At 59.8% G+C, this 26,221-nt stretch carries 16 protein-coding genes; 1 reads left to right on the forward strand and 15 read right to left on the reverse strand.

Features of this window, described 5'->3' with window-relative positions; all coding sequences use genetic code 11:
* Window positions 1–19: 19 nt before the first annotated feature.
* Genes ACLEJR_RS17965 through ACLEJR_RS17975 form a run of 3 tightly spaced genes read right to left on the reverse strand, consistent with a single transcriptional unit; the run spans window position 20 to window position 6,254 of the window.
* Entirely contained in the window at window positions 20–2,383 is a 2,364-nt protein-coding gene (locus ACLEJR_RS17965) for a hypothetical protein (protein ID WP_440815490.1), read from the reverse strand.
* Window positions 2,380–4,785 carry a hypothetical protein gene (locus tag ACLEJR_RS17970; RefSeq protein ID WP_440815493.1) on the reverse strand — a complete coding sequence of 802 codons (2,406 nt, stop codon included), beginning with the start codon at window positions 4,783–4,785 and terminating at the stop codon, window positions 2,380–2,382. The genes ACLEJR_RS17965 and ACLEJR_RS17970 overlap by 4 nt, the downstream gene beginning before the upstream one ends.
* Before the next feature lie 38 nt (window positions 4,786–4,823).
* Entirely contained in the window at window positions 4,824–6,254 is a 1,431-nt protein-coding gene (locus tag ACLEJR_RS17975; RefSeq protein WP_440815496.1) for a hypothetical protein, read from the reverse strand.
* Between the two features lie 272 nt (window positions 6,255–6,526).
* Here ACLEJR_RS17975 and ACLEJR_RS17980 point away from each other — a divergent pair, with 272 nt between their 5' ends.
* Window positions 6,527–11,530, forward strand: coding sequence for an RHS repeat domain-containing protein (locus tag ACLEJR_RS17980; RefSeq protein WP_440815498.1), 5,004 nt, complete (start codon window positions 6,527–6,529; stop codon window positions 11,528–11,530).
* Between the two features lie 74 nt (window positions 11,531–11,604).
* Here the strand turns inward: ACLEJR_RS17980 and ACLEJR_RS17985 are convergent, their stop codons facing one another.
* The 12 genes from ACLEJR_RS17985 to ACLEJR_RS18040 all read right to left on the reverse strand — a co-directional run bounded on the left by ACLEJR_RS17985 (window position 11,605) and on the right by ACLEJR_RS18040 (window position 26,211).
* Complete coding sequence (locus ACLEJR_RS17985) at window positions 11,605–13,071, reverse strand: hypothetical protein (protein WP_440815501.1); 1,467 nt, start codon at window positions 13,069–13,071, stop codon at window positions 11,605–11,607.
* 130 nt (window positions 13,072–13,201) lie between these two features.
* Window positions 13,202–15,403, reverse strand: a complete 2,202-nt coding sequence (locus ACLEJR_RS17990; RefSeq protein WP_440815504.1) for an autotransporter outer membrane beta-barrel domain-containing protein — start codon at window positions 15,401–15,403, stop codon at window positions 13,202–13,204.
* A 194-nt stretch (window positions 15,404–15,597) separates the two neighbouring features.
* On the reverse strand, window positions 15,598–17,574 hold the full coding sequence (locus tag ACLEJR_RS17995) for a hypothetical protein (RefSeq protein ID WP_440815507.1): 1,977 nt from the start codon (window positions 17,572–17,574) through the stop codon (window positions 15,598–15,600).
* A 198-nt stretch (window positions 17,575–17,772) separates the two neighbouring features.
* Window positions 17,773–18,504, reverse strand: a complete 732-nt coding sequence (locus ACLEJR_RS18000) for an adenosylcobinamide-GDP ribazoletransferase (protein ID WP_440815509.1) — start codon at window positions 18,502–18,504, stop codon at window positions 17,773–17,775.
* A gap of 4 nt (window positions 18,505–18,508) precedes the next feature.
* Window positions 18,509–19,084 carry an alpha-ribazole phosphatase family protein gene (gene cobC, locus ACLEJR_RS18005; RefSeq protein ID WP_440815511.1) on the reverse strand — a complete coding sequence of 192 codons (576 nt, stop codon included), beginning with the start codon at window positions 19,082–19,084 and terminating at the stop codon, window positions 18,509–18,511.
* On the reverse strand, window positions 19,081–20,136 hold the full coding sequence (cobT, locus tag ACLEJR_RS18010; RefSeq protein ID WP_440815513.1) for a nicotinate-nucleotide--dimethylbenzimidazole phosphoribosyltransferase: 1,056 nt from the start codon (window positions 20,134–20,136) through the stop codon (window positions 19,081–19,083). The genes cobC and cobT overlap by 4 nt, the downstream gene beginning before the upstream one ends.
* Window positions 20,133–20,654: a bifunctional adenosylcobinamide kinase/adenosylcobinamide-phosphate guanylyltransferase gene (gene cobU / locus ACLEJR_RS18015; RefSeq protein ID WP_440815516.1), complete on the reverse strand. Its 522-nt coding sequence runs from the start codon at window positions 20,652–20,654 to the stop codon at window positions 20,133–20,135. The genes cobT and cobU overlap by 4 nt, the downstream gene beginning before the upstream one ends.
* A gap of 150 nt (window positions 20,655–20,804) precedes the next feature.
* Complete coding sequence (locus ACLEJR_RS18020; RefSeq protein WP_440815518.1) at window positions 20,805–22,256, reverse strand: cobyric acid synthase; 1,452 nt, start codon at window positions 22,254–22,256, stop codon at window positions 20,805–20,807.
* Window positions 22,253–23,245, reverse strand: coding sequence for a threonine-phosphate decarboxylase CobD (gene cobD, locus ACLEJR_RS18025; protein ID WP_440815520.1), 993 nt, complete (start codon window positions 23,243–23,245; stop codon window positions 22,253–22,255). The genes ACLEJR_RS18020 and cobD overlap by 4 nt, the downstream gene beginning before the upstream one ends.
* Window positions 23,238–24,146, reverse strand: a complete 909-nt coding sequence (gene cbiB, locus ACLEJR_RS18030; protein ID WP_440815521.1) for an adenosylcobinamide-phosphate synthase CbiB — start codon at window positions 24,144–24,146, stop codon at window positions 23,238–23,240. The genes cobD and cbiB overlap by 8 nt, the downstream gene beginning before the upstream one ends.
* Complete coding sequence (bluB, locus tag ACLEJR_RS18035) at window positions 24,143–24,793, reverse strand: 5,6-dimethylbenzimidazole synthase (RefSeq protein ID WP_440815524.1); 651 nt, start codon at window positions 24,791–24,793, stop codon at window positions 24,143–24,145. Before bluB ends, cbiB begins: the two co-directional genes overlap by 4 nt.
* Entirely contained in the window at window positions 24,790–26,211 is a 1,422-nt protein-coding gene (locus ACLEJR_RS18040; RefSeq protein ID WP_440815587.1) for a cobyrinate a,c-diamide synthase, read from the reverse strand. The genes bluB and ACLEJR_RS18040 overlap by 4 nt, the downstream gene beginning before the upstream one ends.
* Between the last annotated feature and the right edge of the window lie 10 nt (window positions 26,212–26,221).

Here is a 26,221-nt window from a genome sequence, read left to right on the forward strand (position 1 = left end):
ATAAAACTATGGCCGTTCGCTATTGACTCAGCGCCTGTAGCACGGTCGGGTAATCGGAAAGGGGCAGCGGCAGGATGATATGGCCTTCGAAAATACCGAAGTCACCGCCGTCCACCGAGACAGCAATCAAAACGAATCGCTCTTTAGCTCCAGGGCTGTCGCTGTACAGACCCGTCGACGCATCGATCGAACCCGGCCCACCGAGCGGGAGCGACCACTCGCCATCCCGGCGTTGATTGTTGACAAGAACCTGCAATTGAACCTGCCCGCCCGGCAAGTCCGGATTGTCTACCAGCTGTACGATGGCTCCGGGCTCAGACTGAAGAACCAGAACGTAGGCAGACTGGCTTTGCGTACCCTGGCTTACCTCGATTTCATCAAGCACATAGGCTTTCGTGGACACCTGTGGGCCAGCGATGTACGCGTGATCACCACCAGGCTTGTCGCTGACGACCACGGTACCGCTTTCACCCTCGACGGGATTCTTGATGTCCCACTCAAGCACGCCCCCTTCCAGGTGACCGGCCGACAACTCGACCCGCTGGCCGTGATAACACATCTGGATTTGCGGGTTAGCGGTAATCGGGTTCGCCAGGACCGTCAGCACCGTCATGCTTCGCTCACTGGTGAGTGGATCCAAGGCCACGATCAGTACCCGGTTATAGGTGCCGGCGATCGCGTGGGCGGGTGGCGCTTGGTAAAGGCCTGTCTGGGCGTCGATTTCACCAGGATCGCTGACGCTTCCGGAAAAATTCTCCACCGACCAGCGCAGGCCGGCATGTTCAGGCGTCGTGCTCAATTGAAAAGGCCTGCCGGCGGCGACCCTGGGTTGCTGCTCGACGATGGAGAACGACGAGCCGGCGGCATTGATCCGGCCGAACATTGCCAAATCGAAAGGCAAGGCGACATGGGTCGGTTGCGCGACGCTGCGGCCTATCAACTCCATGCCGGTCAGGAAAGTTTGCGACGAAGTCGTCGTCAGGGTGGTAGAGAACCGCTCAAGAATTGCCCTCTTCACCGTATTGGCGACGAAGTCCTTGATCTGCTCCAGTTCCCCGGGCTCGATCGACCCAGGAAGTCCGGAGACGTGACTCACCTCTTGCGTATCGGTGTACGGCACGAACAACTGACCTTCCATGGCCGATGCGCCGGACTCATCCGCCGACAACCGGAACTCATGGTGCAGGTTGATGGTGAAGGTTGCCGTCTGCGTACGCCAGGCCGTGCCGCCTGAAGGACGGTATCTGAAAGCCAGTGAGAACTCGCCCTGCCAGCGCTGAACCACCTCGTCCTGGCCAAACTCGACGGTCAATGGCAATGCCCCGTCTGCCGCCGAAAGGGTGAAAGGCTCGGACTCGAACTCGTAATCAAGGGTGTTGTAAGTCCCTGCTCCCACCTGCAGGGCACCGCGCCGGGCCACCATCCTGGCCAACCCGCCGTCCTGGTCCTCGGAGCGCTGGAAATCAGCATCCTCGAGTAACTGTACGAGTGCATGACCGTATGCAGCGCGATGAATCAACGGCAAGGAAAACAACGCCGTGGCCGAATAGAATTGCTGGGCATCATCGTCGGGGATCAGGTACTTGAAGCCGGAGTCATCGCCAGGGAAGCTCCCCGCGCGACCATCGGCCATGCGCCCGAACAGCAATACCGCGCCGTCCTCGGTTCCGGGAGTCAACGCCTGTTCATCGCGAACCTGGGTCCGCACATCGACGCTACTGGCGAACATGAACGGATTTCCCTCTTCGGGAAAGGTGGCCAGGGCATAGACCCGCCGGTCTACCTCCAATCCCTGAAACCAGTCCTTGAAAAGCTGCCCGGCTTCACGCTGTTCCGTCGGGGTGTTGAACGATTTGAGCAAGACCTCCTCGCTGTCCGCCAGGTCCCACCTCACGCCGTGGGCATCTGCGCGCAATGCCAAGTCCAGCGCCAACTGTGAGCCATTCACAGGATCGAAGGCGGAGACGCTGGTGATTTTCTTCCGGCCCTGGACCGTCTCCACCATCATATGGGTCCCCTCCACCACCGCCAGGCTCAAGGATGTCTTGGGGTGCTGGAAACTGGCGCGTTCAAAGGACTGCACCGGCGCGGCCAATCTGAAACCGGTGAGGTAATGAGTAATGTTGGTCTCGGGGATCTCCATGGAGCCGGTGATAGCGCCCAGGTCCATGTCCTGACTTAACCGAGTGATGTAATCCTGCTGTAATCCAACGTTGAGTTCACGGCCCTCCAGGGCAACGATCAGGTCCCACCCTCGCATTTGGGAACTGCCGTTCATCCACGCCAACAGACTTTCCAGCGAATTACCGGCCATGACATTGCCTCCAGAGAGATGTGGGCGAATAACGGGGATCGGGACGGCTGCTTGATGACCGACGTTCATGGGCTCGGCACCTGAAGCAACTGGGGTAGCTCAACCAGAGGCAGTGGCAAGATCAGGTGGCCTTCGAATTTGCCCCAATCCGGATCATCGACCACAGTGAAAATCAGTACGAATCGTTCAGTGGCCGCGGGGTCGGCCTGGTACAACCCCGTTGAATCGATGGAACCCGGGCCACCCAAGGGAAGCTCCCACACAGCCTGCTCCTTGGGCTTGTTATTCACGATGGCCTCCAGTTTGACCCGCCCCAGGGCGAGGTCTGTGCTGACAATCCTGACCGTTGCGCCGGGTGTGCCCTGCAGCGCCAGGACGTGAACGGATCGGGTCTGGTTGGTCCGGGTGTTTTTGACGGCTATCTCATCGATGACATAGGTTCTATCGGGGACAACCGGGCCATGATGGTAGGTATGATCACCCTCGGGTTTATCGCTGGGCAGCACCTCGCCACTTTCGTTGGCGACAGGGTTCTTGATCGACCAGACCAGTTCATCCTCCCCTAGTACGCCTGCCGCCAATTCCACACTGGTGCCAAGGTCACAGATCTGGATTAAAGGATGAACAGACAGTTCGTTGACCAATACGGTCACCAGGGCTGAACTGTAGTAGCCCGAAACAGGGTCGGTCGCCGTGATCCGCACCCGTTTGAAACGCCCCTCGATTGAGGAGGCCGGTGGCGAACGATATAAGCCATCGGTACTGATGGATCCCGGATCGCTGGCGTCTTCAGCCAAATTTTCCACGTTCCACCGCACCCTGCTGATGACAGGGGTGGTGACGAATTGCTGGGTATCATCCTGCGACATCAGCGGCTGGATCGGGCTGATCACGAAGGAAGTCTGGGTTGGGTCAACGCGACCGAAGTAACCGATATCGTTAGGCGAGCGGATATGGATGGGTTCTATTGCCCGCCCGAAATTCATCTTGATAATGGATTCGATAAGAGGTTTGACCGAGATCTGTAAACGAAACTGGAGGTATAGTGCAGCCCGGACTAAGGCTATACCTGCGCTAGTGTGCAGCGTTTCAAGTGCTTTTACCAAGATAACGACTACCAGCGCTATCAGTAGATCTGCAATATCTTTGCCCGCTCCAGGAGCGCCATTTCCCTGCCCAGTTGGTTCTTTAGGTAATGGCTCTACGGATAGATCGAAAACGACAGGTTTCAGGACTGGCTCCATAGCGCCATTGCTGTCGGTGACATCCACCAACTCAAATGCAGCCTCCAATTTGTAGAGTACAGACATCCCAATATCAAAAGGCCCAGCCTCCTCGTAGTACATCTTTAGATCTTCGACACACTCCGACTCCCAACGCATGGAAGCCCCACGCAGATCAAAAGTCAATGTAAAGGGCTGAGTGCCATTTGCATAAACGGAGGAGACTTTTCGCTTCACAATCACAACAACCGGCCTGTCCATGGCCACCAGGTTATACACATACTCGGCATCTGCACCCACACTGATCTTCCCACTTTTTAAGGTCACTGATTCAAGCCGATTATCGTTATAGACATATTCCAGGTCATCAGTGCCAAATAATTGCTTCACTGCATCAATCAGCTTTTGCTGCCACCCCAGAATGGGCGATAAACGTTTCCAGTCAAATAACACTGTGGCCGAGTAGTCCTTACCAGCATCATCTGGAATCAAATACTTGAAATTCGTTCCGGGGTAGTCACCTTCCTCACTACCCTCCATACGCACAAGAGCCAGAATAGCGCCGTTGCCGTGCTCGGATGAGCGCGGATCCCGGGCCGCCACTCCGCTCGCTTGGGTACGCAGAGCAAATGACTGCGGCCGCATCAGTTCGCTGGTTCCACGTTCGATCCGGCCCAACGGCCAAATACGTTGTTCCGCGGGCAGTTCGTTGAATAAGTCCCGGAAAAAATTTCCGCCCAATCGCTGTTCTTCTGCCGTTTGGCCAAAGGTCAATCTGAACTGATCGCTCTTGCTTAAATCAAGTATGATGCGCCCGTCGTCTTCCACATCGCCCGGCACCTGATTAAGCAGTAAATCCAAAAACAACTTCGGCCCTTGCAGCGGATCGATCTCATCTACTTTTTGCGCCTTCCAACCGACGCTCTCCCGTTTTAACGTCAATTGGCTCCCGCCTACGACGGCCATGGACAACATGGCTTTGGAATCATTCAGATCGGCATTTTCGAATGACAACAACGGAACATCCATTACAAAATCGTTGATAAGCTCCAGCCATTGATTTTCGACCATCGGCACTTCGCCCCTGATCGGAGGCAAATAGCTTCCACTGTCAAAGCGACGTATATATTCCTGGCGCATCAATAAATTCGCCTTGTTCCGTTCCAGGGCAACAATCATTCCCCAGTCGAGCAACCGCGAAGTCTCTTTCATCCAGGCGAGCAATGAATCGAGCGAATTACCTGACATAATTCCGTCCTCATTCAATTGAGTAACAACCCGCCGCGCTATTCGATCAGCTGCGGGGATATCAAGGGAAAGCTTTTATAGGTAAAACCCTCGTCAAAACTGGTCATGACGAACACATCGAACTGGTTACCAAGTTGTAATCTTTCAAGAAAGGAACGCGGCAGCGTCGCGAATAGCTCGCCTGCGTTATATTCGTCCTGGGTGACGACTTCCTCATCGCCTGCGCGAAGATCTATCGCTTCTTCTCCACCTCCAGGCAGAACCCCATTGGCATGTATCTTCACCCGTTGGCCCGCTGCCATGAACATCCATGACCCCAAGCGAAAGGTCACGCCATTCTCCGTTACTGTAGCCAAGGAAATTCTATTTCCCGAAGAAGGAGGGGCGCTGATCTGCAGAACCGGCCATCCTCTCTCGATGTCCTTGATTTCCAGGTCGAAAACCCCGGACGTATACGGCTGCTCTCCCGGTGGTGTGACTTTATAAAAAACGTCCAGACGCTTGCCCATGTTTGCCGGCACAGCGCGCGGGGGGATTTTGAAACGCCTCGGGTTACCAGCCGTAGGATCAGCGATATGACTGCCGGTATTGCCATAGCCTTCCCAGTGCATTTGAACCTGGTCGTCGTTACCGATCACCGCTTCTTCCGGGACGTCGATATCAACTCCGCCCGTGAGGGATGCGGCCAGGAGATAACCTCGATATTCGTCGTCCTCACCGTCCCATACCACATTATCGATAATGGGGTGTGGCAGGTGCAGGGGCCTGCGTAACATCAGTGACAACGGCATGGATGTGCCGGCATTTCCCTCCCGGGCATACTGATAGATCAGTTCCACCGTTTTGCCGTTGTTGGCCGTCAGCCAGTCATAGTCAACGCTGGGTTCGAGTAACTGGCTATCGATCGTTGACTGATCGACGCGCACCGTCTTCACAGCCCGTGGATCACCCCAGGCGTACAACACCACGTCGTCACCCACCTGGATGTCGGGGTAAACCTCGATGACCAACACCAGGCCATCGGGGTACGCCTCAGGGTCCAGCATGTCGCCGGTAAAATCCTTGATTCGCGGAGCCGGCAAAAACGGGGCCTGTGGCGTAACGATACGCAGCGCCTGTTCCCGCGACTCGGTGGGCACTGTCGGGGTAGCGTAGACGATGCTGTAGCTCATCAGCGCGGAGCCATCTTCAATGATTTGCAGCTCGCTGAGGGGCACTGTCCATTGCACGGGTCGCCCGATGTCGGGTCGGGCCAGGACTTTTTCGCCGGTATAGTCCTCCCATGGAAAACCGCCATCAAAAAATCTTTTCAGTCTGAGCTTCACCTTGTCGCCCACCGACATCGCCTGGTAAGGCGGCGCTACCACGGTCGCACCAGTACCCACTATCAACGACAGGTCCACATCGCAATCATGGGATTCCTTGAATTGCGCAACAGGCAGCAACACCCCGGATTGTTTACCCACCATTTGAACTCCGACGAGCGACAAGTCTGTATTGATGATGGCCAGGTACTTCGCTGTCGCATCAATCGTGTTTGCTTCGTTTTACGCCTGGCCCATCGATCTGCCTACTATCAGAACTGTTAGGTTACCGGGCGTTATTCGAGCTGTTACTGTCTTGCCTAAAGTCGGTATTTATTTCCTGGAGTCCGCTGTCAGCGGTAGTCGGCGCTGGCATTGTTTATGTCCGACTGCATTGTGACCGGCGTTTTTTTTTATCCTCGATGAGGTGCATATCAATGTCCGTCGCCAGCTCGCTGCATTCCAATGCGCTTAACTTCATGAGCTCTGTAAAGAATGGTGTGGATCCTCGCACCGGTCTCTACTCGATAGCGATTAACTTCCCCGAAGTCCAAACCAATGATTTACGTGGCCCTGGTTTTGCCTTGGCGCTGGCGTACAGCTCGCTGAATACCGAAGACAGTGGCTACGGTTTTGGCTGGAACCTGCAGTTGTCGCAATACACCCCCGCCAATCAGGTCCTGGCCCTGAGCACGGGGGAGACCTTCAAGGTCACCGGCAGCGACACCGACAGCGGTCAGCTGGTGATGAAGGAAAAAAAACTCGACAGTTTTCATTTCTACCAAGAGGACGACAGCCATTACCGGGTCGTGCATAAGTCCGGCTTGGTCGAGATACTCGAAGTGATGGGCAGCTCACAGAACGCGGTGGCCTTGCCCGTTGAGATTCGCTCACCCGTCGGGCACAAGGTCACGCTCGGCTACGCGCCGTTTAGCGGCACTTACCAGATACTGGCGTGGGTCAAGGATGACACGGAGCAGACCCTGCTGACGGTCAACCGTGAGAGCACGTTCATTGAAGTATTGCTGCAGCCGTCGGCCGGGCCCGATAGCGCCCCGCTGGGGCGCTTTGCCATGACTTTGGAAGGTTCCGATAAATATGTCAGCCGTATCAGCCTGCCGACGGAGAACGAAGCATCCTGGCGTTTTGGCTACAACCGTATCCGCGATCATCTGTGCATTACCTGGGTGGAAACGCCCACCGGCGGACGAGAGGAAATCTTTTATCAGGACGACGGCCACCAGTTCCCGGACAACAGCGGCCGCACACCGTTGCCCCGGGTGACCCGGCACCTCACTGACCCGGGCTTCGACCAGCCGCAGGTCGATGTCCGTTACACCTACAAAAGTGAAGACCCCGGGGAAAGCGAGAAGAACTTCCTGGGCGGCGGCCTACGCATGTCCTGGGAAGATAACGGCCTGGACAATCTCTACAAATACATTGGCACCTACGAATACGTGTGCATCGAAACCCTGTGGGTCCAGGGTGATGCGGAACCGGAACCGCGTCCGGTGCGAAAAATCGAGCGCAAGTTCAACCAGTTCCATTTGCTGACCCGCGAAACGACTACTCAGAACAATAATGTCGAGACGGTCGAAACCACGTATTACCTGACGCCGAACGCCGAGTTCGATCAGCAACCCAAATACTGCCAACTACCCAAGACAGTGAAAACCAGCTGGTCGCTGCTCAACAACCCGAACCGCCGGCGCAGCGAAACCGTCAGCAGCACTTATGACACGTTTGGCAACCTGCGGGTGAAGGTCCGAGCCGACGGCGTTATTGAAACCAACATCTGGTACTCCGCCTTGGGTGACGACGGCTGTCCAGCCGACCCCGAGGGTTTTGTACGCAACCTCAAGGAGCAAACCGTTACCCCCGCTCCGTCACCTAATGGCCAAGCCCCGACGCTGAGCACTCGTTATCGCTATAAAGAGTTGTCGCAAGTAGGCGACAGCACGTCGCAAGACCTACCGTTAAAGAGATGGCTCACGCTCGAAAGCCAGATGCTGGTGCAGCTCGGGACCACCGAAACCGAACTGGAAAAAACACTTTTCGAGCATATCAACGACCCGACCGATGCGTTCCTGCATGGGCGCGTTTGCCATCAGACGACGACCTTGAATGGCTATTCCACCCGGGTCGATTATGACTACAGTAAATTCGACAGCCCTCAGTTCGGCGTACCCGTGCTGCAAACCACGGAAACGCTGAGCACGACGTTCGATGACGCTAGCAAAACCATCGTCCGACAAAATTCGCGGCTCACTTCGCAAGAATTATCGACTCACGAAGACGGCGTGGAAACCCATTATTACTATGACATCCTGAATCGAGTGACGAGGGAAGTCGTCGCCCCGAACACTGCCTTCACGGCCGCCCGCGATTATGAATACATCCTCAGCTCCACGCATGGGCAACAGGCGGAGCATGTGAGCATTGACGCCAGGAGAATCAAGACACGCAGCGTGCTCGATGGATTGGGCCGTTTGATTTTCCAAGAGAGCGATCATCTCGATAGCGCCGACTCGAGCAGGATCCGCCAAACCTATGCGGCCATCTATAACGCCTGGGGAGAGTTGGCTGAAGAAACCGAGTATGACTGGCTGGACGGAGAATCGCGGGCGCTCAAGAGCACGTTCTACTATGACGACTGGGCACAGCAAAGCTACGTGGTGGGTCCCGACGGAGTCGAGGTCCATCAAAGCCTGGACCCGATCGGGACACCGGAGTCCCAGGGACCGATCCAGCGCAACTGGATCCAGAGCCCCGGACCATCCCCCATGATAAGCGGCCTGAGCGAGACCTGGCTCAACCCATTCGGCAAGCCCACGCAGGTCCAGACCCTGGATGCAGCCGAGGAGGAAATGGCGACCGAAACCTACCTCTATGACGGCCTGGGCCGCTGCACCCAACACACGGATGCCGCGAAATACACCACTGAGTTCGTCTATGACGCCTGGTCGCGCCTGATCAGCAGCACGCTGCCCGACGACAGTATCGTCAAGCGCACCTATGCAGCCCACAGCACCTTGGAGTTGCCGGTGGACCTGCGCGTCAGCGGTGATGGCGCAGACGAAACAAGCGTGGGCACCCAGGCGTTCGATGGCTTGGGACGCCTGACCCGGACTACGATCGGCACGCGCACGGAGCGCTACACTTATGACGCTGGCCAGATACAGGTGAAGACCAGGATCACGCCAGCTAACGATACCATCGAGTACAACTACAACCTGGCCCTCTCCGATCAGCCCATCAGCAGCAGCGCTCCGGATGAAAACACGGGCTTCACTTACCACTCGGTCAGCTCGCGCCTGACCCAGGCACGTAACGAACAGGGGCGCCGCGAATACGAATACAACACCGCCAATCAATTGCGCGTCGAGCGTTGGGTCGACAGTCGAAACACTGCCTGGGAGACCCTGCATGCGAGTTCCATGCAAGGCCGTCCGCTCAAGCGCACCGAATTGAAACAAACGCATAGCGCCGGGCTGGACACCGTCTATGACTACGACGAAGCCGGGCGAGTGAGTAACATCAGCCAGGGCCAACTCCACTCCGCGTTCGAATACAACAGCTTGGGCCAGCTCTTTTGCACCACCACGACGGACGTGGCAGCGGACAGCACGCTGGTGACGCAATTACAGTATGACGATCAAGGTCGTGAAGTACTGCGCACGCTGACCTTGAACCAATTGCCACCCTACACTCAGACGCAAACCTGGCAGGTCGACGGCTTGTTGGAAAGTCGGCACCTGCAGCAGGAAGGGGTCAACCTGCTCAAGGAGACGTTTGGCTATGACCCCCGAGGGCGACTGGTCAAACACGAGTGCGAGGGCACCACATTACCCAGGGACAACGGAGGGAGGGAGATCACCAGACAAGTCTTCGCGTTCGATGCCTTGGACAATATCAAGCTCGTCCTGACGACATTCGCCGATGCTTCAACCGAACGGGCAATATTCACCTACGCAGACGCTAACCCCTGCCAGCTACAGGGCATCACGTACACGCCGGCAAGAGCGACCGGGAATCCGACTTTCAGCTACGACCCCAACGGTTGCCAACTCAATGACGAGCGCGGTCAACGCTTGATCTATGACAGCCAGAGCCGCCTGGTGGGTGTCGAAAGCTCCGCGGGCCAGGTCGTGAGCCAGTACCGTTACGACAGTCATGATCATTTGCTCACGTCGAAACAAGGCAATGAAGGTGAAGTCTTGCGCTTCTATCAGGACGAACAGCTGAGCAGTGTCGACCAGGATGGCCAGCAGACCCACTTTCTCTATCACACCGACGGCCCCTTGGGGCAACAGGCCGCAGACGATTCACAGACCTTGCTGCTGCTCACCGACCCGAACCAAAGTGTCATTGGTGAAAGCCGGCAACGCGACCTGCGCACAGCCGTCTACAACGCGTACGGGGAACGCCACAGTGACGCCCCCCTGAGAAGCCTGCTGGCGTTCAACGGTGAAATCCGGGAACAAGCCAATGGCTGGTACATGCTCGGCCAGGGTTACAGGGCCTACAACCCGAACCTGATGCGCTTCCACAGTCCGGACTCCCTCAGCCCGTTTGGCAGCGGCGGGGTGAATCCTTATACCTACTGCCTGGGCAACCCGATTGCCCTGCGTGACCCCACCGGGCACGAGGCGATCGGCTGGGGTGGCAGGTTGCGACGGCCGGACGAGGATACTACTCCCCCGTCGTCGAGCGGTAGCAGTTTGGAAGGCTGGATTTCCGTGGCGATAGGCGCCGTGTTTGTTGTCGTTGGGGTCATTTCGACTGTTGCCACATTGGGCGCTTCAGGCCCCACCTCAATTGCGTTCGCCCTGGCGCTGACTGCAACCGCACTCACAGCCGGCTCGACAATCTCCAGTGCAGTGGCAGTCGCCGGTCAGAATGAGGAGGCGGGGAAATGGGGGCAATATCTGGGGTATGCGGGCATGGTAGCGTCGATCCCACTTATCGCCCAGGGATCCTACAACGGAGTCAAGTCGATATACCGAATGGCCACTAGGCCCAAACCGGTCAGCGGGTTAGTACCCAACAGGTTTACCCAATCATCGAACATGGTCAACGCAAAACCTGTAGCGAGAGCGACTCCGCAAGCAGCACCTGCACGTCCGCCAACGGCTCCATCTGCGGCTCCAGCTGCTGTTCCGACAAATGCTCCCACTATCACAATTCCTAGAGCTAGACTTATCGATACTAGAAGTGCTGCCGCTACCCCTGGCAACTTGAATGCTGCCAGTTCCGGCAACGCAAATATTCTCAGCCCCCCAAAATATCGATACGTAACAGCGGATGCGAAGAGCTATGTGCAAGAAATAAGGAACAAAGCCAATGCGTGGAAATTTAACCGCCATATCCCAATATCTCAACAGCACAGAGCGGGGAAATTCATTCATGACGTGATGATTAAGTCACAAGTCCGCCGATGAAACCTATCCTATGGACTTCGGTGACAAAACAATGTTTTGCCGCCGAAGTCTTGGGCATCCTCCGATCCGAAACCTCAAGCAATCAACGTCGGCGTCAACGTCGGAAAAGTCTTCCAAGTCTGCCTGGCATCGAAACTCACACTCACCCGCACGTCTAGCGCATTGCCGATCTTCAGACGTTGCAGGTCGGTCTTCGAGATTCGCCCGGCGGGTAGGGTCTGGGTCACCTCCGGCACCGGGAATTCCGTCAGCACCGGAATCCTCACCAGCTGATTGCTGCTGTCCACCCCCCTGACCTCGATCGTCAGGAACTGGTCGGTGGCCATGAAGCTCCAGCGTTCAAGGGTGAAATTGGCATACCCTCCATTTGCAATGCTCGCCAGGCTCAACTTGCCGCCCGAAACCTTGTCGCATTGCACCGTAGGCAAGCCTGTCAACTCCTCGAAGCGCAAACTGTAGGTGTTCGACCTGTGCGGCTCGGCAATGCCGGGCTCGAACACTTCATAGTTCACCGGGATTGTCTTGCCCAGGTGTTGAGCGATCTTGTCTTTGGGAATCTTGTAGTCCCGCGACCCTGCTGGATCCGGAATGTCGGTACGAAATGCGCCGACCGTACCCGGCTCGGCCCACTGTACGAACACGCCCTCCCCATCGTAGATGACCGCCTCTGGCGGAATGACGACCGTCACGCCATTGACCGCATCGAGCGGTCTCAATACGCCACTCGAGGCGCCACCCTGGGCTTGCTTGACCGAAGAAGGCGGCAAGGTGCGCGGGATAGGCGTGGCGGCCACATCGAGCTCAACCGGCTCGGAACGCAGGCTCAGGTTACCTGCACGATCCTGCGCCTGATACCACACGTAGCGCCAGCCATCGCCCCGATTCTGTATCAGATCCGCCTGAATTGTGATCACTACGGGATCAGCGTAGTTCTGGTCGGTGAGTTCGACGATACCACCCTGATCCTGGGTGCCCGGGCTGTTGCCCCAGAACCAGGTAATTCGATCCCAGGGTCGAGGGTCGGTATATCGGGGTAAAGCAGCTGTTACTGCATCGCCGTTCTGTTCCAGATAGCGGGCGGTGAGCTTGTTGGGAGGCAGGACTTCGGGAGGGAAAACCAATTTGCTGTCAGAAGCCAGCACTGGTGGGGACTTATCGACGGTCACGGTGAAGGGAAACGATCGCGCCGACACGTCAGCGAAGTTGGTCATGATGAAGCTGAGGGTATGCTCGCCGGAAGGTAATCTGTCGGCACTGATCTCGACGAAGTAATCGCCCGGATCCATAGGCAAGGTCCACTGCTCGGACCCTATGATATTGCTTTCATCATCGTCCAGAAAAACATCGACTCGCTCGGTTCCCGCTGGCGGGGGGTCGTCATACCAGGGTTTGAATTCGACCCTCAAAGGGTTGGCCGGGTCGCTCCAGGCTGAACGATGCAGCAGGTTGTGCTCGCCACCGGGAACATCCGCCAAAGGCATCGGCCGTGTCCAAGGGGCCGTCATGGTAGGAGGGAGCAGATCGGACTTGGTCGATGACATTTTCATGTTCTCCTTTGCTGATTATCAACCCCCCGGACATGGCCGGGAGGCAAAATCCTGATGAACACTCGAATGCCGCGAAGGGGCGATGCCGGAACGGCGTTCGACATGCTTGCCTGCTCAGCGAGCACTACCAGAGATAGCGCACACCCAAGTTGGCACCCCACGGTTGTTCGATCTTGTTGCCGTTGCTGTAATCGAAATCGGCATGAATCGAGACCTTGTCGGTCAGTGTCATGGCAACACCTGCGCCCAGCTCACCCCGGGAACCCGACAGGTCGTTATTGAACGTGTTGTCGTTGACCTTCACGTCGTTATTGTTGGCAAACTCGTGCACATACGCGGCGCGCAAGTAAGGCTGCACGGTCTTGTCATCCCAGATGAAGTTGCGCCCGACGGTCGCGCCCGCCTTGGCCATCAGCGAGTGCGTGCGACTGCCTTCTGCCGAGAGACCGTTATCCAGTTCGTAGTCCTTGCCCTCGATGATCACGCCGGACAATTGGGTAAACGGCTCGACGAAATAGTCGTCAGCCAGCTTGATATGACGACCGAACTCCAGGGAGGTCCCGACGGCATTGCTGGCGTAGTCACCCTTGGTTTTCTTGCCGTCGCTAAGTTGCACGTCAGACTCGTTCTGGAACCGGTTGAACTTGAGCACACCGTCGAAGTAGTAGCCGCTCTGCTCATCCAGCCAGGTGGTGTAGGCACCGAGGTAGTAGCTGTCGATCGTTGCGCTGGTGCCACGGCTCATGTCCAGGTCAGATTTGCTGTAGCCACCCAGCACGCCCACCAGCCATTGTCCGTCACCCACCGGCAACGGCGCATCCGCACCAAACGACAAGCCCTGCTGGACCTGCTTGTAGGCGACGCCGGCACTTTCACTGACATTGAACTTGTTACCGTAGGCACGAATCCAGCCGCCGGCCTTGCCATGATCCATGCGCACTTCACCCATACGGCTGCGCAAGGTGCTGAGCTCGCCATACCAGGCGGTCGGCATGGCGTTGGACAGCGCGATGACCGAACGGGTGCCGGGGCTGATCGTGCGTGAGGCGGTGTTGAGGTACCAGTCGTTGCTGCCCTGCTGGATCAGGTCGTATGAATAGGCCCCTAGGTCCACTTCGCCACCAGCCAAGGTGAAGGTCGCGTCGCCGCCGCCGATATGGACCACCGGGATCGCCCCGGCACCCACCGGTTCGGAACCGCTGGAGTCCATGGCGATGGTGTGGTCGCCGGTGGCGTTGCCGGCCACCGTCAGGGTGTCGACCTGACCGGTCTTGAAATCGGTGTGCATGTAGAACGTGCCGCCATCGCCGGACAGGGTCTCTACGTTCAACTTGAAGAATTCGCCCGGATTGCCGAACTGGATGGCGCCGCCATTCATGACCAGGTTCTTGACCTCGCCGTCACCGACCATGACCCAACGGGCATTGCTGTTGATGCCCAGGTCCGTCACGTTCTGCAGGTTCCCGGTCAAGGTCGCGGCGTTTTCCAGAAGCACATTGGCGGTACTGCTGTCGTCCGCGACGATATCGCCCACCAGCGTGCTGCCGCTGACGCCCAAATTGCCCTCGGCGCCACGGCGAACGTCCATCAGAATGCCGTTGCTGGCCGACAGCGTGGAGCCGTTGACCACTGAAATATTGGCGGCGCTTGCCCCCAACCCCAAGGTATCGACGACGATGGCCGAACCATTCAGGCCTTCGACATGAGTGCCGTCCAGGTTCAACGTGGAGGGATCGCTCACGCTGGCATCACCACCGATTTCAATACCGTTCCTTACACCCGAGATAGTGCTGTCGCTGACCGTGGCGGTTCCGCCGAACATCCGCAGGCCGGCCGCATTGGCACCCGTGCCCATAACGGTCGAGCGCACCAGTGTCAGCTCACTCAGGCCGGTGACCGAAACACCGGTCGTTGCGCCGGTGATGGTGCTGTCGCTCACCGTCGCGGTGGATCCCTGAGTAGCTGCGGAGTCACGACTGACCGCCAGACCGATCCGGTCGCTGGTGATCTGACTGCTGCTGATGTTTGCACGACCGGCGTTCAGTTGAACGCCATTGGCGCTCGTTGCCTGGACGCTGGTACCGTCGAGGTTCAGGGTGGAATTGTTGACGGTAATATCGCGCGTCTGGGCGCCATTGGCGTTCAATGTCGACTCGCCATTCAAGACATAGTTATCGGTTGGGGTGGTGCTGTCGATATCCACGACTTCACCCGGAATGAGGACCCGCCCGTACCCTACCTCTGCGAATAGCACCAGAGGTGGGATGGACAACAGCTTCAAGGCTCGGAACAGCGGACGCAGCTTGAAAGGTTTAGGCGTGGACATACAGGCACCCTGTGGCGAATGGGATACAGAAGGTCGCGCAGGCTACAGATCGTCGATTCCGTGGTATGTAGGACTTTTCTGAATTTATCTGCACAACCGATGAACCCAATCATAGGAACGAGCCTAACTTTTCCTGATGCCAGTCAACCAGACGTCCCGGTCTGGGTGACTGGCATCAGTTGGATAACTGCATCTCAAGGGGTCGGCATCGTTGGGACGTTGCAGGTACCTTCGCCCTGCGATAACACTATCCTGTCAGCCGTAGGCGTTGCTACAACGGGTTTCCCTGGAATCGTATAGCTCACTTCGCCTTTTCCTATCTGGGAATTGCTCTGCCAGACAGGCAGGAGATGGGTGGCATAAGGTTCGATGAGCCAGATAATCCCGTTAGTGGCCTGCTCCTCGGTAATATTCGTGAATGTGTGAGTTTTATTTGCGCCGGGTACCAGCACCGGGTTCGCAAAGTTCGTATAACCGTTCCATTGCACTGCGACATCGTCGCCTGCCTTCAGATAGGGACTCGGCGGAATCAGATATTCGATGCCGTAGCTTGTTCCAGCCGCATTCCAGCGCAGTGAATCACAGTTCACTAAACCATTGGTTGGATGCACATGCTGAGGGATGGCCGGCGGCAGTTGGCTAACCAGGAAGTCAATCTGGACTGGGGTGCGTTCCTTCGGCTCTCCCGGGTTGACGTGGCTCGCGTTGGTTAACTTGTACCAGACCGGCATGGCCGCGCTGGGGCCTTCGAGGCGGATGGTGTCCCAATCGAGTGGAATCTCAATGACGTCCCCAGCCGAATCATTATTGACATCGATCACATAGGGGGAGCCGATGGGGGTGCCATTCCATAGGACTTGATAAGTGTCATCATCGACCAGCGGTGCAACCAGTTTGATATAGGCGAAGATATCTTGATCTTCGTCGCTAGGCACCAGCACATTGTCAACGCCCGAGAGCCCTACCACCGTGACCGGCTCCAATAGATCGTTGCCAGGTTCCGGATCCGGGTCTTCCGGCCCGGTGGTGGAGAAGTTGCACCGTACGGTTGCTACGTCTGATGGAAAGGGCTCTACCCCTCGAAACACCGTGTAGGACAGTGGTGTGGGCACCACGCCAGTCGTAGTGCTGCCGTATTCTTCCCAGATAGTCGACCAAGGCACGGGAATGTTGGTCCCGCTCGCAGGGTTGCTCCCTAAAGGCGTACCCGGGGTGATTTCCTTAGTGTTCCATTTGACGACAACGATATCGGTGTTCTTGCCCTTGTCGACGTAAGGCACATTGACCAGCACGTTCCCATCGACAACATCCGAACGAATGAGCTCTCCACCCGTGGCATCCGCAGCCGTGGGCTCATCCAGTGGTGGAACAGGCCACGGATCGAGCGCGACCGAGATCAGTTCATATTTCGACAGAGGGCTAGGGTTACCGGCCTTGTCGATCAGTACATAGCCACCGCAACACCTGCCGTCCCCGGCCTCGATGAACTTGCTCTTGGGAATCTGTATTACCCTGCTGACCGCAGGATCAATAGGCTGAACGATGAGGTCGATATCAGCAGGGTCTTCGGGCAATTCTCCTTTTATCCAGCCGAACGCGATTAACACGTCCTTTTGATCGCCAGTCCAGGGCGGTATTGTCGCTTCCAGATAGTCATCCGTGCCAAACGTATCATCGGTAATAGGCGGCACGAATGTGAATGTCATTGGGTCTGGAGGAAGCGTACCGCCTGGAGGAGTCTTATCGATGTGGATGTAAGCGCGTCCGGACCGATCGAAAACCCCGCCTAAGTTCTCGTGCTCGTAGCGCAGACTGAAAGTGCCCTCGTGCTCCGGGTCCAACAGGAAAGCACTGGGGATAGTGAACACCAGCGGCACCCAGTCAGCGCCCCCTGCGACCTCATGCTCCTGTACCAAATCCCATTCGTTACTCGTCCCTCTTGCAATCTGCAGCCGGAAATACTCCTTAAAATCCTCCGGTATCTCGTTGCCCCACGTCTGGATTGTTGTCGTCAGACCGTTATCCAGGTCTGACCTGCGGATAAGCCCTAGTGGCAAGCCCGCTAACGGAGGAGGCTCCACAACCGGATCCTGTATCACAAAAGGCGCGGGCCCGCCGGCTCCGCTCTCATTTGATGAAGCCGACTGCTCTTTTTTATCTGAATCAGCCATGTTATCGCTCTCCGTATTCATACTTTGCGCCATGGACGTCCATGGCGCTTCAGTTCGAAAAGCAGACCGATTATTAGCGGGCACTACCCAGACGCTTCCCGTCGTTCTGCACTTGAACGAAGTAAGCGCTTTTTTCGATTACGACGAAACTGTCAGAGTTGACAGGTGTTCTTACGCACAGTGTCCTCGTAGACCCTGTCAGACCAACACAATTGCGACCAACACCGCCATCTCCAGCAATTCAAGCAGCGCCCCAGCCGTATCCCCGGTACATCCCCCGAGCCTGCGCAGCATCATCCGCCGAAAGCCAACAAACACCCCCACGGCAACCACCAGCGCGGGTATCCCACTCCACCCCGCCACCAACACGCAGCCCAACGCGCCCCCTGCTAACACCCGCCACCCAGCACGCCGTGGCAGATGATCGGCCAACGCCAGCCCCAACCCGCCGGCACGCACGTAAGGCGTGGTCAGGAACAGCGCGAGCAACGCCCCGCGTCCCAGTACCGGGACGATGATCAACATCACGCCCTGCCCTTGCTCGACCAACGCCAGCAGCGCGGTAAATTTGAGCAACAACACCAACACCAGGGTGACGACCGCAATCGGTCCACTGCGTGGGTCTTTCATGATCAGCAAGGTGCGTTCACGGTCGCCGAAGCCGCCGAGCCAGGCATCGGCGCTGTCGGCCAGGCCATCCAAGTGCAAACCGCCGCTGAGCAGGACCCACGCCGTCAGCAACAACGCAGCATGGAGCAGTGGCGGTGCGCCGAGGAGCGCGGTATTGAGTAGCCACAACAAGCCACCGAATAGCAGCCCCACCAACGGATAGAACAGCAATGAGCGGCCCAATTGTTCAGGCTCGGGCATGCCCGGCAGGCGCACCGGCAGGCTGCTGAGAAACTGCAGGGCGATCCAGAACGGCAGCATCGGCTCAGGCCTCTTCCGTCAGGGTCGGGCCGGACGTCACCCGCAGGGCGAGCAAAGCACCGTGGCCGACCTCGACATTCAGCAGTTGCTCGCGCGGCAGGCCCCGGGCCTGGGCCAGCAGCAAGCGCATCACGCCACCGTGGCTGACCAGCAGGACCCGCTGGCCGGCATAGGCGCTGTGCAAGCGTTCGATGGCGGCCAGCACCCGGCTGGAGAACGCCAGTACCGGCTCACCGTCGGGAGGCGTGAAACCGTAAGGGTCGGCCCAGAACCGGCCCAGGGCGTCGGCGTCGGTCTCCATCAACGCCGCCGCGCTGCGACCTTCCCAGGCACCGAAATGCAGTTCCTGCAGGTCCTTGTCCAGTTGCACCGGTACGCCAAGACGGGCGCCGAGCTGCTCGGCGAAACGGGCGCACCGTTGCAGCGGCGAACTCACCAGCCGATCCCACGGCCCGCCTTGGGCGACCGCCGCGTGCATCTGTTCCCAGCCCTTGGCGGTCAGGGCGTCGTCGAGGCTGCCGCGCAGGCCGCCACCCAACTCGGTTTCGCCGTGGCGCAGCAGGTCCAGGCGCAAGGTCATGCCGGGCGATCCGCCACGGCGGCTTCGGCAAATGTCGCCATCTGCCCGTGCAGGTCACAGGCCAGGCGCAACAGCGGCACGGCCAACGCCGCGCCACTGCCCTCGCCCAGGCGCAGGCCGAGGTCGAGCAGCGGTTCGGCGCCCAGGGTTTCCAGCAGATGGCGATGGCCGGGCTCGGCGCCGCGATGGCTGAACAGCAGCCATGGCCGGCACGCGGGGTTCAGGCGCACCGCCACCAGCGCGGCGACGCTGCAAATGAACCCGTCCACCAGCACGGCGACGCCCTGCTGGGCGCAGGCCAGGTAGGCCCCAGCCAACGCGGCAATCTCAAAACCGCCGAGGTTGAACAGGGTCTGCAACGGGTCGTTGTTCTGGGCTGCGTGCAGCGCCAGCGCTCGCTCGATCACCAGGGCTTTGTGATTGACGCCCGCTGCGTCCAAGCCGGTGCCGGGGCCGACCAGATGGGCCACCGGACAATCGAGCAAGGCACAGGCCAGGGCGCTGGCCGCCGTGGTGTTGCCGATGCCCATTTCACCGCCGATAAACAATCGGGTTCCGGCGGCGATAGCGCGCTCCACACTGTCGCGCCCGGCCCGCAAGGCTTGCTCGCCTTGGTCCTCGGTCATCGCCGGGCCGTGGACGAAGTTTGCAGTGCCGGGGCCGACATTCAGATGCCGTACGCCGGGCAGGTCCAGCGAAGGCGTTACGGTGCCCAGATCCACCACTTCCAGCGAGGCGCCCAACTGCCGCGCCAGGACGCTGATGGCCGCGCCGCCGCTGACGAAGTTGAGCAGCATCTGCCCGGTGACTTCCTGAGGGAAGGCCGACACACCTTCGGCCACCACGCCGTGGTCACCGGCGAAGATCGCGATGGAAACGGCGTCCAGGCGCGGCTTGACCTGCCCTTGCAGCCCCGCCAATTGCACCGCAACCGTTTCCAACTGCCCAAGGGAGCCAGCCGGTTTGGTCAGTTGTTGCTGACGGGCCGCAGCCTGTTCCAAGGCCTGGGTGTCGAGAGGCTTGCACGGGTCCAGCCACCAGCGGTGATTCATAACGCGGTACCTTTGAGAGTCAGGGGCAGGCCGGCGACGGTCAGCACGACGCGCTGACAACGTTCGGCCAAGGCTTGATGCAGCCAACCGGCTTCATCGACATAACGGCGAGTCAACTCGCCCAGCGGCACGACGCCCATGCCGGTTTCGTTGCTGACAAAAATGATTTCACCGGGCAGCGCGGCGAGGCTGTCCAGCAGGGCCTCGCGTTCGGCGTTCAGTTGTTCGGGGTTGTCGAGCATCAGCAGGTTGGTCAGCCACAGGGTCAGGCAGTCGACCAGCAGGCAGCGGCCAGGTGCGGAGTGTTCTCGCAATACTCGGGCCAGGGCCAGCGGTTCTTCCACCAACGCCCACTCCGCCGGGCGCCGGGCACGGTGCTGCGCGACGCGGGCATTCATCTCGCCGTCCAGGGGTTGGCTGGTGGCGATGTAGGTCACGGGCAATTGGCTGTCGGTGGCGAGTTTTTCTGCCAGGCGGCTTTTGCCGGAGCGGGCGCCGCCGAGGATGAGTTGGAGCATGGTGTTTTACCTTTCAAATAGGCTGTGTTGCTGCCGGCCTCATCGCGAGCAGGCTCGCTCCCACATGGGCTCAGGGTGTATCTGAAATTCATGCTCACCAGCGATCCCAGTGGAAGCGAGCCTGCTCGCGATAGGGCCAGCACAGTCAACCTAGATATCACAAAGCTCACGCAAGACCCCAACATCCAAATGCTGCTCCACCAGATCCGCCAACCGCTCGATGTCCCGCTCGCGCAATCCGTGGTAATCCACCGTTTGCACCTCCTGCAACCCCGCCCAGCGCAACAACGCGCTGCAGGCCGCGGGCGATTCGAACAATCCATGCAGGTAGGTGCCGAAAATCTGCCCGTCTAGGCTCTGGGCGCCATCACAACGGCCATCGTCCAACCGCACCGCTGGGTTTTCCAAGGCTGGGCCTGTGGTCACGCCCGCGTGGATCTCATAGCCGCTGACCTCGGCGTCTTCCAGAGTCAGCCGTCCTCGCACATTGCGCAGTTGCTTCTCGCACTCCAGCGTCGTTTCAAAGCCCAGCAAACCCAGGCCGGCACTGGAGCCCGCCGAACCTTCAAGGCCCAACGGGTCGTGGACGTGCTGGCCGAGCATCTGCAGACCGCCGCAGACGCCCAATAATTTTCCGCCATAGCGCAAATGACGTTGGATTGCGTTTTCCCAGCCGTTGGCGCGCAGATAGGCCAAGTCGCTGCGCACGCTTTTCGAACCGGGCAGGATGATCAGGTCGGCGGGCGGAATGGCCTGGCCGGGGCCGATGAATTGCAGATCGACCTGGGGGTGCAGGCGCAGCGGGTCGAAGTCGGTGTGATTGCTGATGCGTGGCAAAACCGGCACCACCACCTTGAGCACCTGTTCGGCCTTGTCGGTCTGGCGCTGGTCGAGGCCATCTTCGGCTTCCAGGTGCAGATCCATGACGTAGGGCAACACGCCGATCACCGGTTTGCCGGTGCGCGACTCCAGCCAGTCGAGGCCTGGTTGCAGCAAGGCGATGTCACCGCGAAAGCGGTTGATGATGAAGCCCTTGACTCGCGCCTGCTCGCTGGGCGACAGCAGTTCCAGCGTGCCGACCAGATGGGCGAACACCCCGCCGCGATTGATGTCGGCGATCAGCAGCACCGGGCAGTCCACCGCCTCGGCAAAGCCCATGTTGGCAATGTCGCCAGCGCGCAGGTTGATCTCGGCCGGCGAGCCCGCGCCTTCCACCATCACCACCGGATAGGCGGCGCTCAAACGGGCGTGGGAGGCCAGCACCGCTTGCATGGCGATGGCTTTGTAATCGTGATAGGCCACGGCGTTCATGGTGGTGACGGCGCGGCCATGGATGATCACCTGGGCGCCGGTGTCACTGTTGGGCTTGAGCAACACCGGGTTCATGTCAGTGTGAGGTTCGAGCCCGGCGGCCTGGGCCTGCACCGCCTGGGCACGGCCGATCTCGCCACCGTCGGCCGTTACCGCACTGTTGAGGGCCATGTTCTGCGGTTTGAACGGCACTACGCCGACGCCCTGGCGCCGGACCCAGCGGCACAGCGCCGTCACCAGGGTACTTTTGCCGGCATCGGAGGTGGTGCCTTGCACCATCACAGTGGTCATGGGTGGTCCTTGGCGTAGGCGTCGAATGCTTGGTCCAGACGCTGGAATTGGGCGTCATCGGCCGGCAGCCCGAAACGCAGACTGCTGTTGTTCGCAAACAGCCGCAGCAGGATGCCGCGACGGGCCATGAAATCGTGAAGCTCGTGAGCACGTTCGGTGACCAACCATTGGAACAGTGCGCAACCGCCGTGGGGCTTGAAGCCGTGGCGCTCCAATAGCCGCGAAAGACGCTGGCTGGTTTCTTCGCACCGTTGACGCTGGCGGGCATGGGCGGCAGTGTCCAGCAGGCAAGCCTGGCCGAGCACCCGGGTCGGCCCGCTGACGGCCCATGGCCCGACCTGTTCGGCAAGCAACCGCAGCAAATGCCGCTCGGCCAGGACAAACCCCAGGCGCACCCCGGCCAGGCCAAAAAACTTGCCGAACGAGCGCAACACAATCAGCCCGACCTGATGGGCCTGGGCGGCCAGGCTCAGGTGCGGCGTGACATCCATGAAGGCTTCATCCACCACCAACCAACCACCGCGCTGGGCCAGGCGCGCATGCCAATCGAGCAGACGCTCGGGGTCCAGGCTCAGCCCCGTGGGGTTGTTCGGGTTGACCACCACCAGCACGTCGAGGTTGTCGAGAAAGAAATCCACTTCGGCTTCCAGCACTTCGCGCACGATGTAACCACTGCGCCGCCAGGCTTCGGCGTGTTCGGCGTAGCACGGCGACAGCACGCCGACCTTGCCGGCCCGCCGCAGACGCGGCAACAGTTGGATCGCCATCTGCGAACCGGCCACCGGCAGCACCTGGGATGCACCGTAGTAATCGCAGGCGGCCTGTTCCAGGCCGTCATCGGTTTCCGGCAGGCGCGCCCAGGCCCGCTGGGGAATCGTCGGGACGTCGAACGGCCACGGCGCCAGGCCGCTGGACAAGTCGAGCCAGTCGGCTTCAGCGATTGCGTATTGCAAGGCTGCGTTGCGCAAGCGGCCACCGTGCTCAAGCATAAAACTCAGCTCCCAGGCAAAGGATCAGCAGCCACAACCATACCCCGCGCTGCACCAGTTGCCAGCCACGATCGATGGAATCGGCACTTGCCGGTACGCCTTCGCCCAACGGCGGACGCTGGTGCAGTTCGCCGTGATAAACCGCCGCCCCGCCCAACTCGACAGCCAGCGCACCGGCACCGGCAGCCATGACCGGCCCGGCGTTCGGGCTGTCCCAAGTCGGGCCTTGGCTACGCCAGCACTTCAAGGCCAGTCGGGTTTTTCCCAGCAGTGCGTAGGTCAATGCCACGAGGCGCGCCGGAATATAGTTAAGCAGGTCATCGATCTTCGCCGCCGCCCAACCGAAGCGCTCGAAGCGTTCGTTGCGATAGCCCCACATCGCGTCGAGGGTGTTGCTCAGGCGGTACAGCACCACGCCGGGCGCGCCCGCCACGGCGAACCAGAACAGCGCGGCGAACACCGCATCGCTGCCATTTTCCAGCACCGACTCGGTGGCGGCCCGGGCCACCGCCGTTTCGTCCAGCTCGGCAGTCTCGCGGCTGACCAGATAGCCCACCCGCTTGCGCGCCTCGTTCAGATCGCCGCTGCGCAGCGCCCTGGCGACGGGTTCGACATGCTCACCCAGGCTGCGCAGGCCGAGAGCGCAATACAGCGCAAGGATTTCCACCAGCCAGCCCACCATCGGCGCCCAGGACAAGGCAGTCGCCAGCAAGGTCAACGGCACCACGGCGATGAACCACGCAGTCACCCCATGGCTGCGCCAGCCGCGTCCGCAGGCATTGAAACGTTGTTCGATGCGATCGGCAAAGCCACCGAATGCCACCAGCGGATGCCAGCGCCGGGGCTCGCCCAGCAGCGCATCCAGCGCCACTGCGGCGGCACTGAGCAAGGCGACACTCATGGGCTGACTCCCCAACGGTTTTCATACAGCAGTTCATGCAATGGACGCGGTTGCGCCCAGCCTTCCAAGGCGAGCATCGGCGCCGGGTAGAAGCCTTCGACCGGGCCCAGGCACAGGATTGCCAGGGGCTTGGCGCCGGCGGGCAAGCCCAGCAGATCGGCCAGGGCCTGGGGCTCGAACAGCGACACCCAGCCCATCCCCAGCCCTTCGGCACGGGAGGCCAGCCATAGGTTCTGGATCGCGCAGGACAGTGAGGCGAGGTCCATTTCCGGCAGGGTCCGCCGGCCGAAGATGTGCCGCTCGCGGTCGTCCATCAACGCCGCCACCAGCACTTCGGCGCAATCGTTGATGCCTTCGACCTTGAGTTTCATGAATTCATCACTGCGCTCGCCCAGGGCATCGGCGGTACGAATGCGTTCTTGCTCCACCAGTTGGCGGATCTGGCCACGCAGGGCGCGGTCGCTGATGCGGATGAAGCGCCACGGTTGCATCAGGCCCACGCTCGGCGCCTGGTGCGCGGCTTCCAGCAGACGGCGCAGCAGGGCCGGCTCGACCGTGCCGCCGCTGAAATGCCGCATGTCGCGGCGCTCGGCGATGGCGCGGTAGATGGCGTCGCGTTCGGCCTGGGAGAAGGCGGTGTCTGTCATGGCCGCATCGCGAGCAGGCTCGCTCCCACATTGGGCTGCTGTTCACCCTGAGTTTGCGGTTCTCCATTGGTCTGAGGTGCACCGTTCCCTGTGGGAACGAGCCTGCTCGCGATAGCGGTCTCAAGGTCTGGCGCAAACAGCGCGGCAATCGCCCGCGGATTCGAAGGAAAGTAAAAATGCACATAGGAGGCCGTCATCCGCCCCTCCCGAAACACCGCCTCTGCGCCGCGTCCCCCGTTGGGACTGTGCCCACGGGCAATCGGCTCAAGCTCCGTGCTGGTCAACGAATGATGATAAGTGTGCCCGCGCAGGGTGCCTTCCGGCAGTTCCACCGATTGCAGCGCCAAGGCCGCCAGGCGTTTTTGCATCTGCGCCTCACCGGCCAGCAAACCCAGCAGTTCAGCACGGGTCCCTTCGACGTCGGTCAATGAGTCCAGCAGGTACAGCATGCCGCCACACTCGGCGAGCAACGGCTTGCCGGCTGCATGGTGAGCCCGGATCGCCGCCAGCATCGGCGCATTTTCGGCCAACGCAACGTGATGCAGCTCGGGGTAACCGCCAGGCAGGTAAAGACTATCGGCCTCGGGCAGTTCGGTGTCATGGATCGGCGAAAAGAAGTGCAATTGCGCGCCCATGGCCCGCAGCAGATCGAGACTGGCGCCGTAGGTGAAGGCAAACGCCTCGTCGCGGGCAACGGCGATGCGTACACCGTCGAGCAACGGCTCGGGTTGGATCACCTCAGGGGCCGCGAATTCGACGGCGGGCGGCAACGCGACCTCACAACTGGCGGCCAAGGCATCGGCGGCAGCATCGAGGCGCAGGTCCAGGTCGTTCAATTCGCTGGCCTGGACCAGGCCGAGGTGGCGGCTGGGCAATTCTATGCCGGTTTCCCGCGACAGCGCACCGTACCAGCGCAGGCCTTCGGTCAGGCTGCCTTCGAGCAATTGCGCGTGGCGCAGGGTGCCGACCCGATTGGCCAGGACTCCGGCGAACGGCAGGTCCGGTTGATATCGCGCCAGGCCCAAGGCCAGGGCGCCGAAGGTCTGGGCCATGGCCGTGCCGTCGATCACCGCCAGCACCGGCACGCCGAAGTGCCGCGCCAGATCGGCGCTGGACGGCGTGCCGTCGAACAACCCCATCACCCCTTCGATCAGGATCAGGTCGGCATCGGCGGCGGCTTCCCACAGCAGCCGGCGACTTTCCTGTTCGCCGACCATCCACATGTCCAACTGATAGACCGGCGCGCCGCTGGCACGCTCCAGGATCATCGGGTCGAGAAAATCCGGGCCGCATTTGAACACACGTACCTTGCGCCCCTGGTTGCGATGCAATCGGGCCAACGCGGCGGTGACAGTGGTCTTGCCCTGCCCCGAGGCAGGGGCGGCGATCAACACCGCCGGACAAAGGCGGCGGGTCATGACGGCATCG

The sequence above is a fragment of the Pseudomonas sp. SMN5 genome, from assembly GCF_052041925.1.
GTDB lineage: Bacteria > Pseudomonadota > Gammaproteobacteria > Pseudomonadales > Pseudomonadaceae > Aquipseudomonas.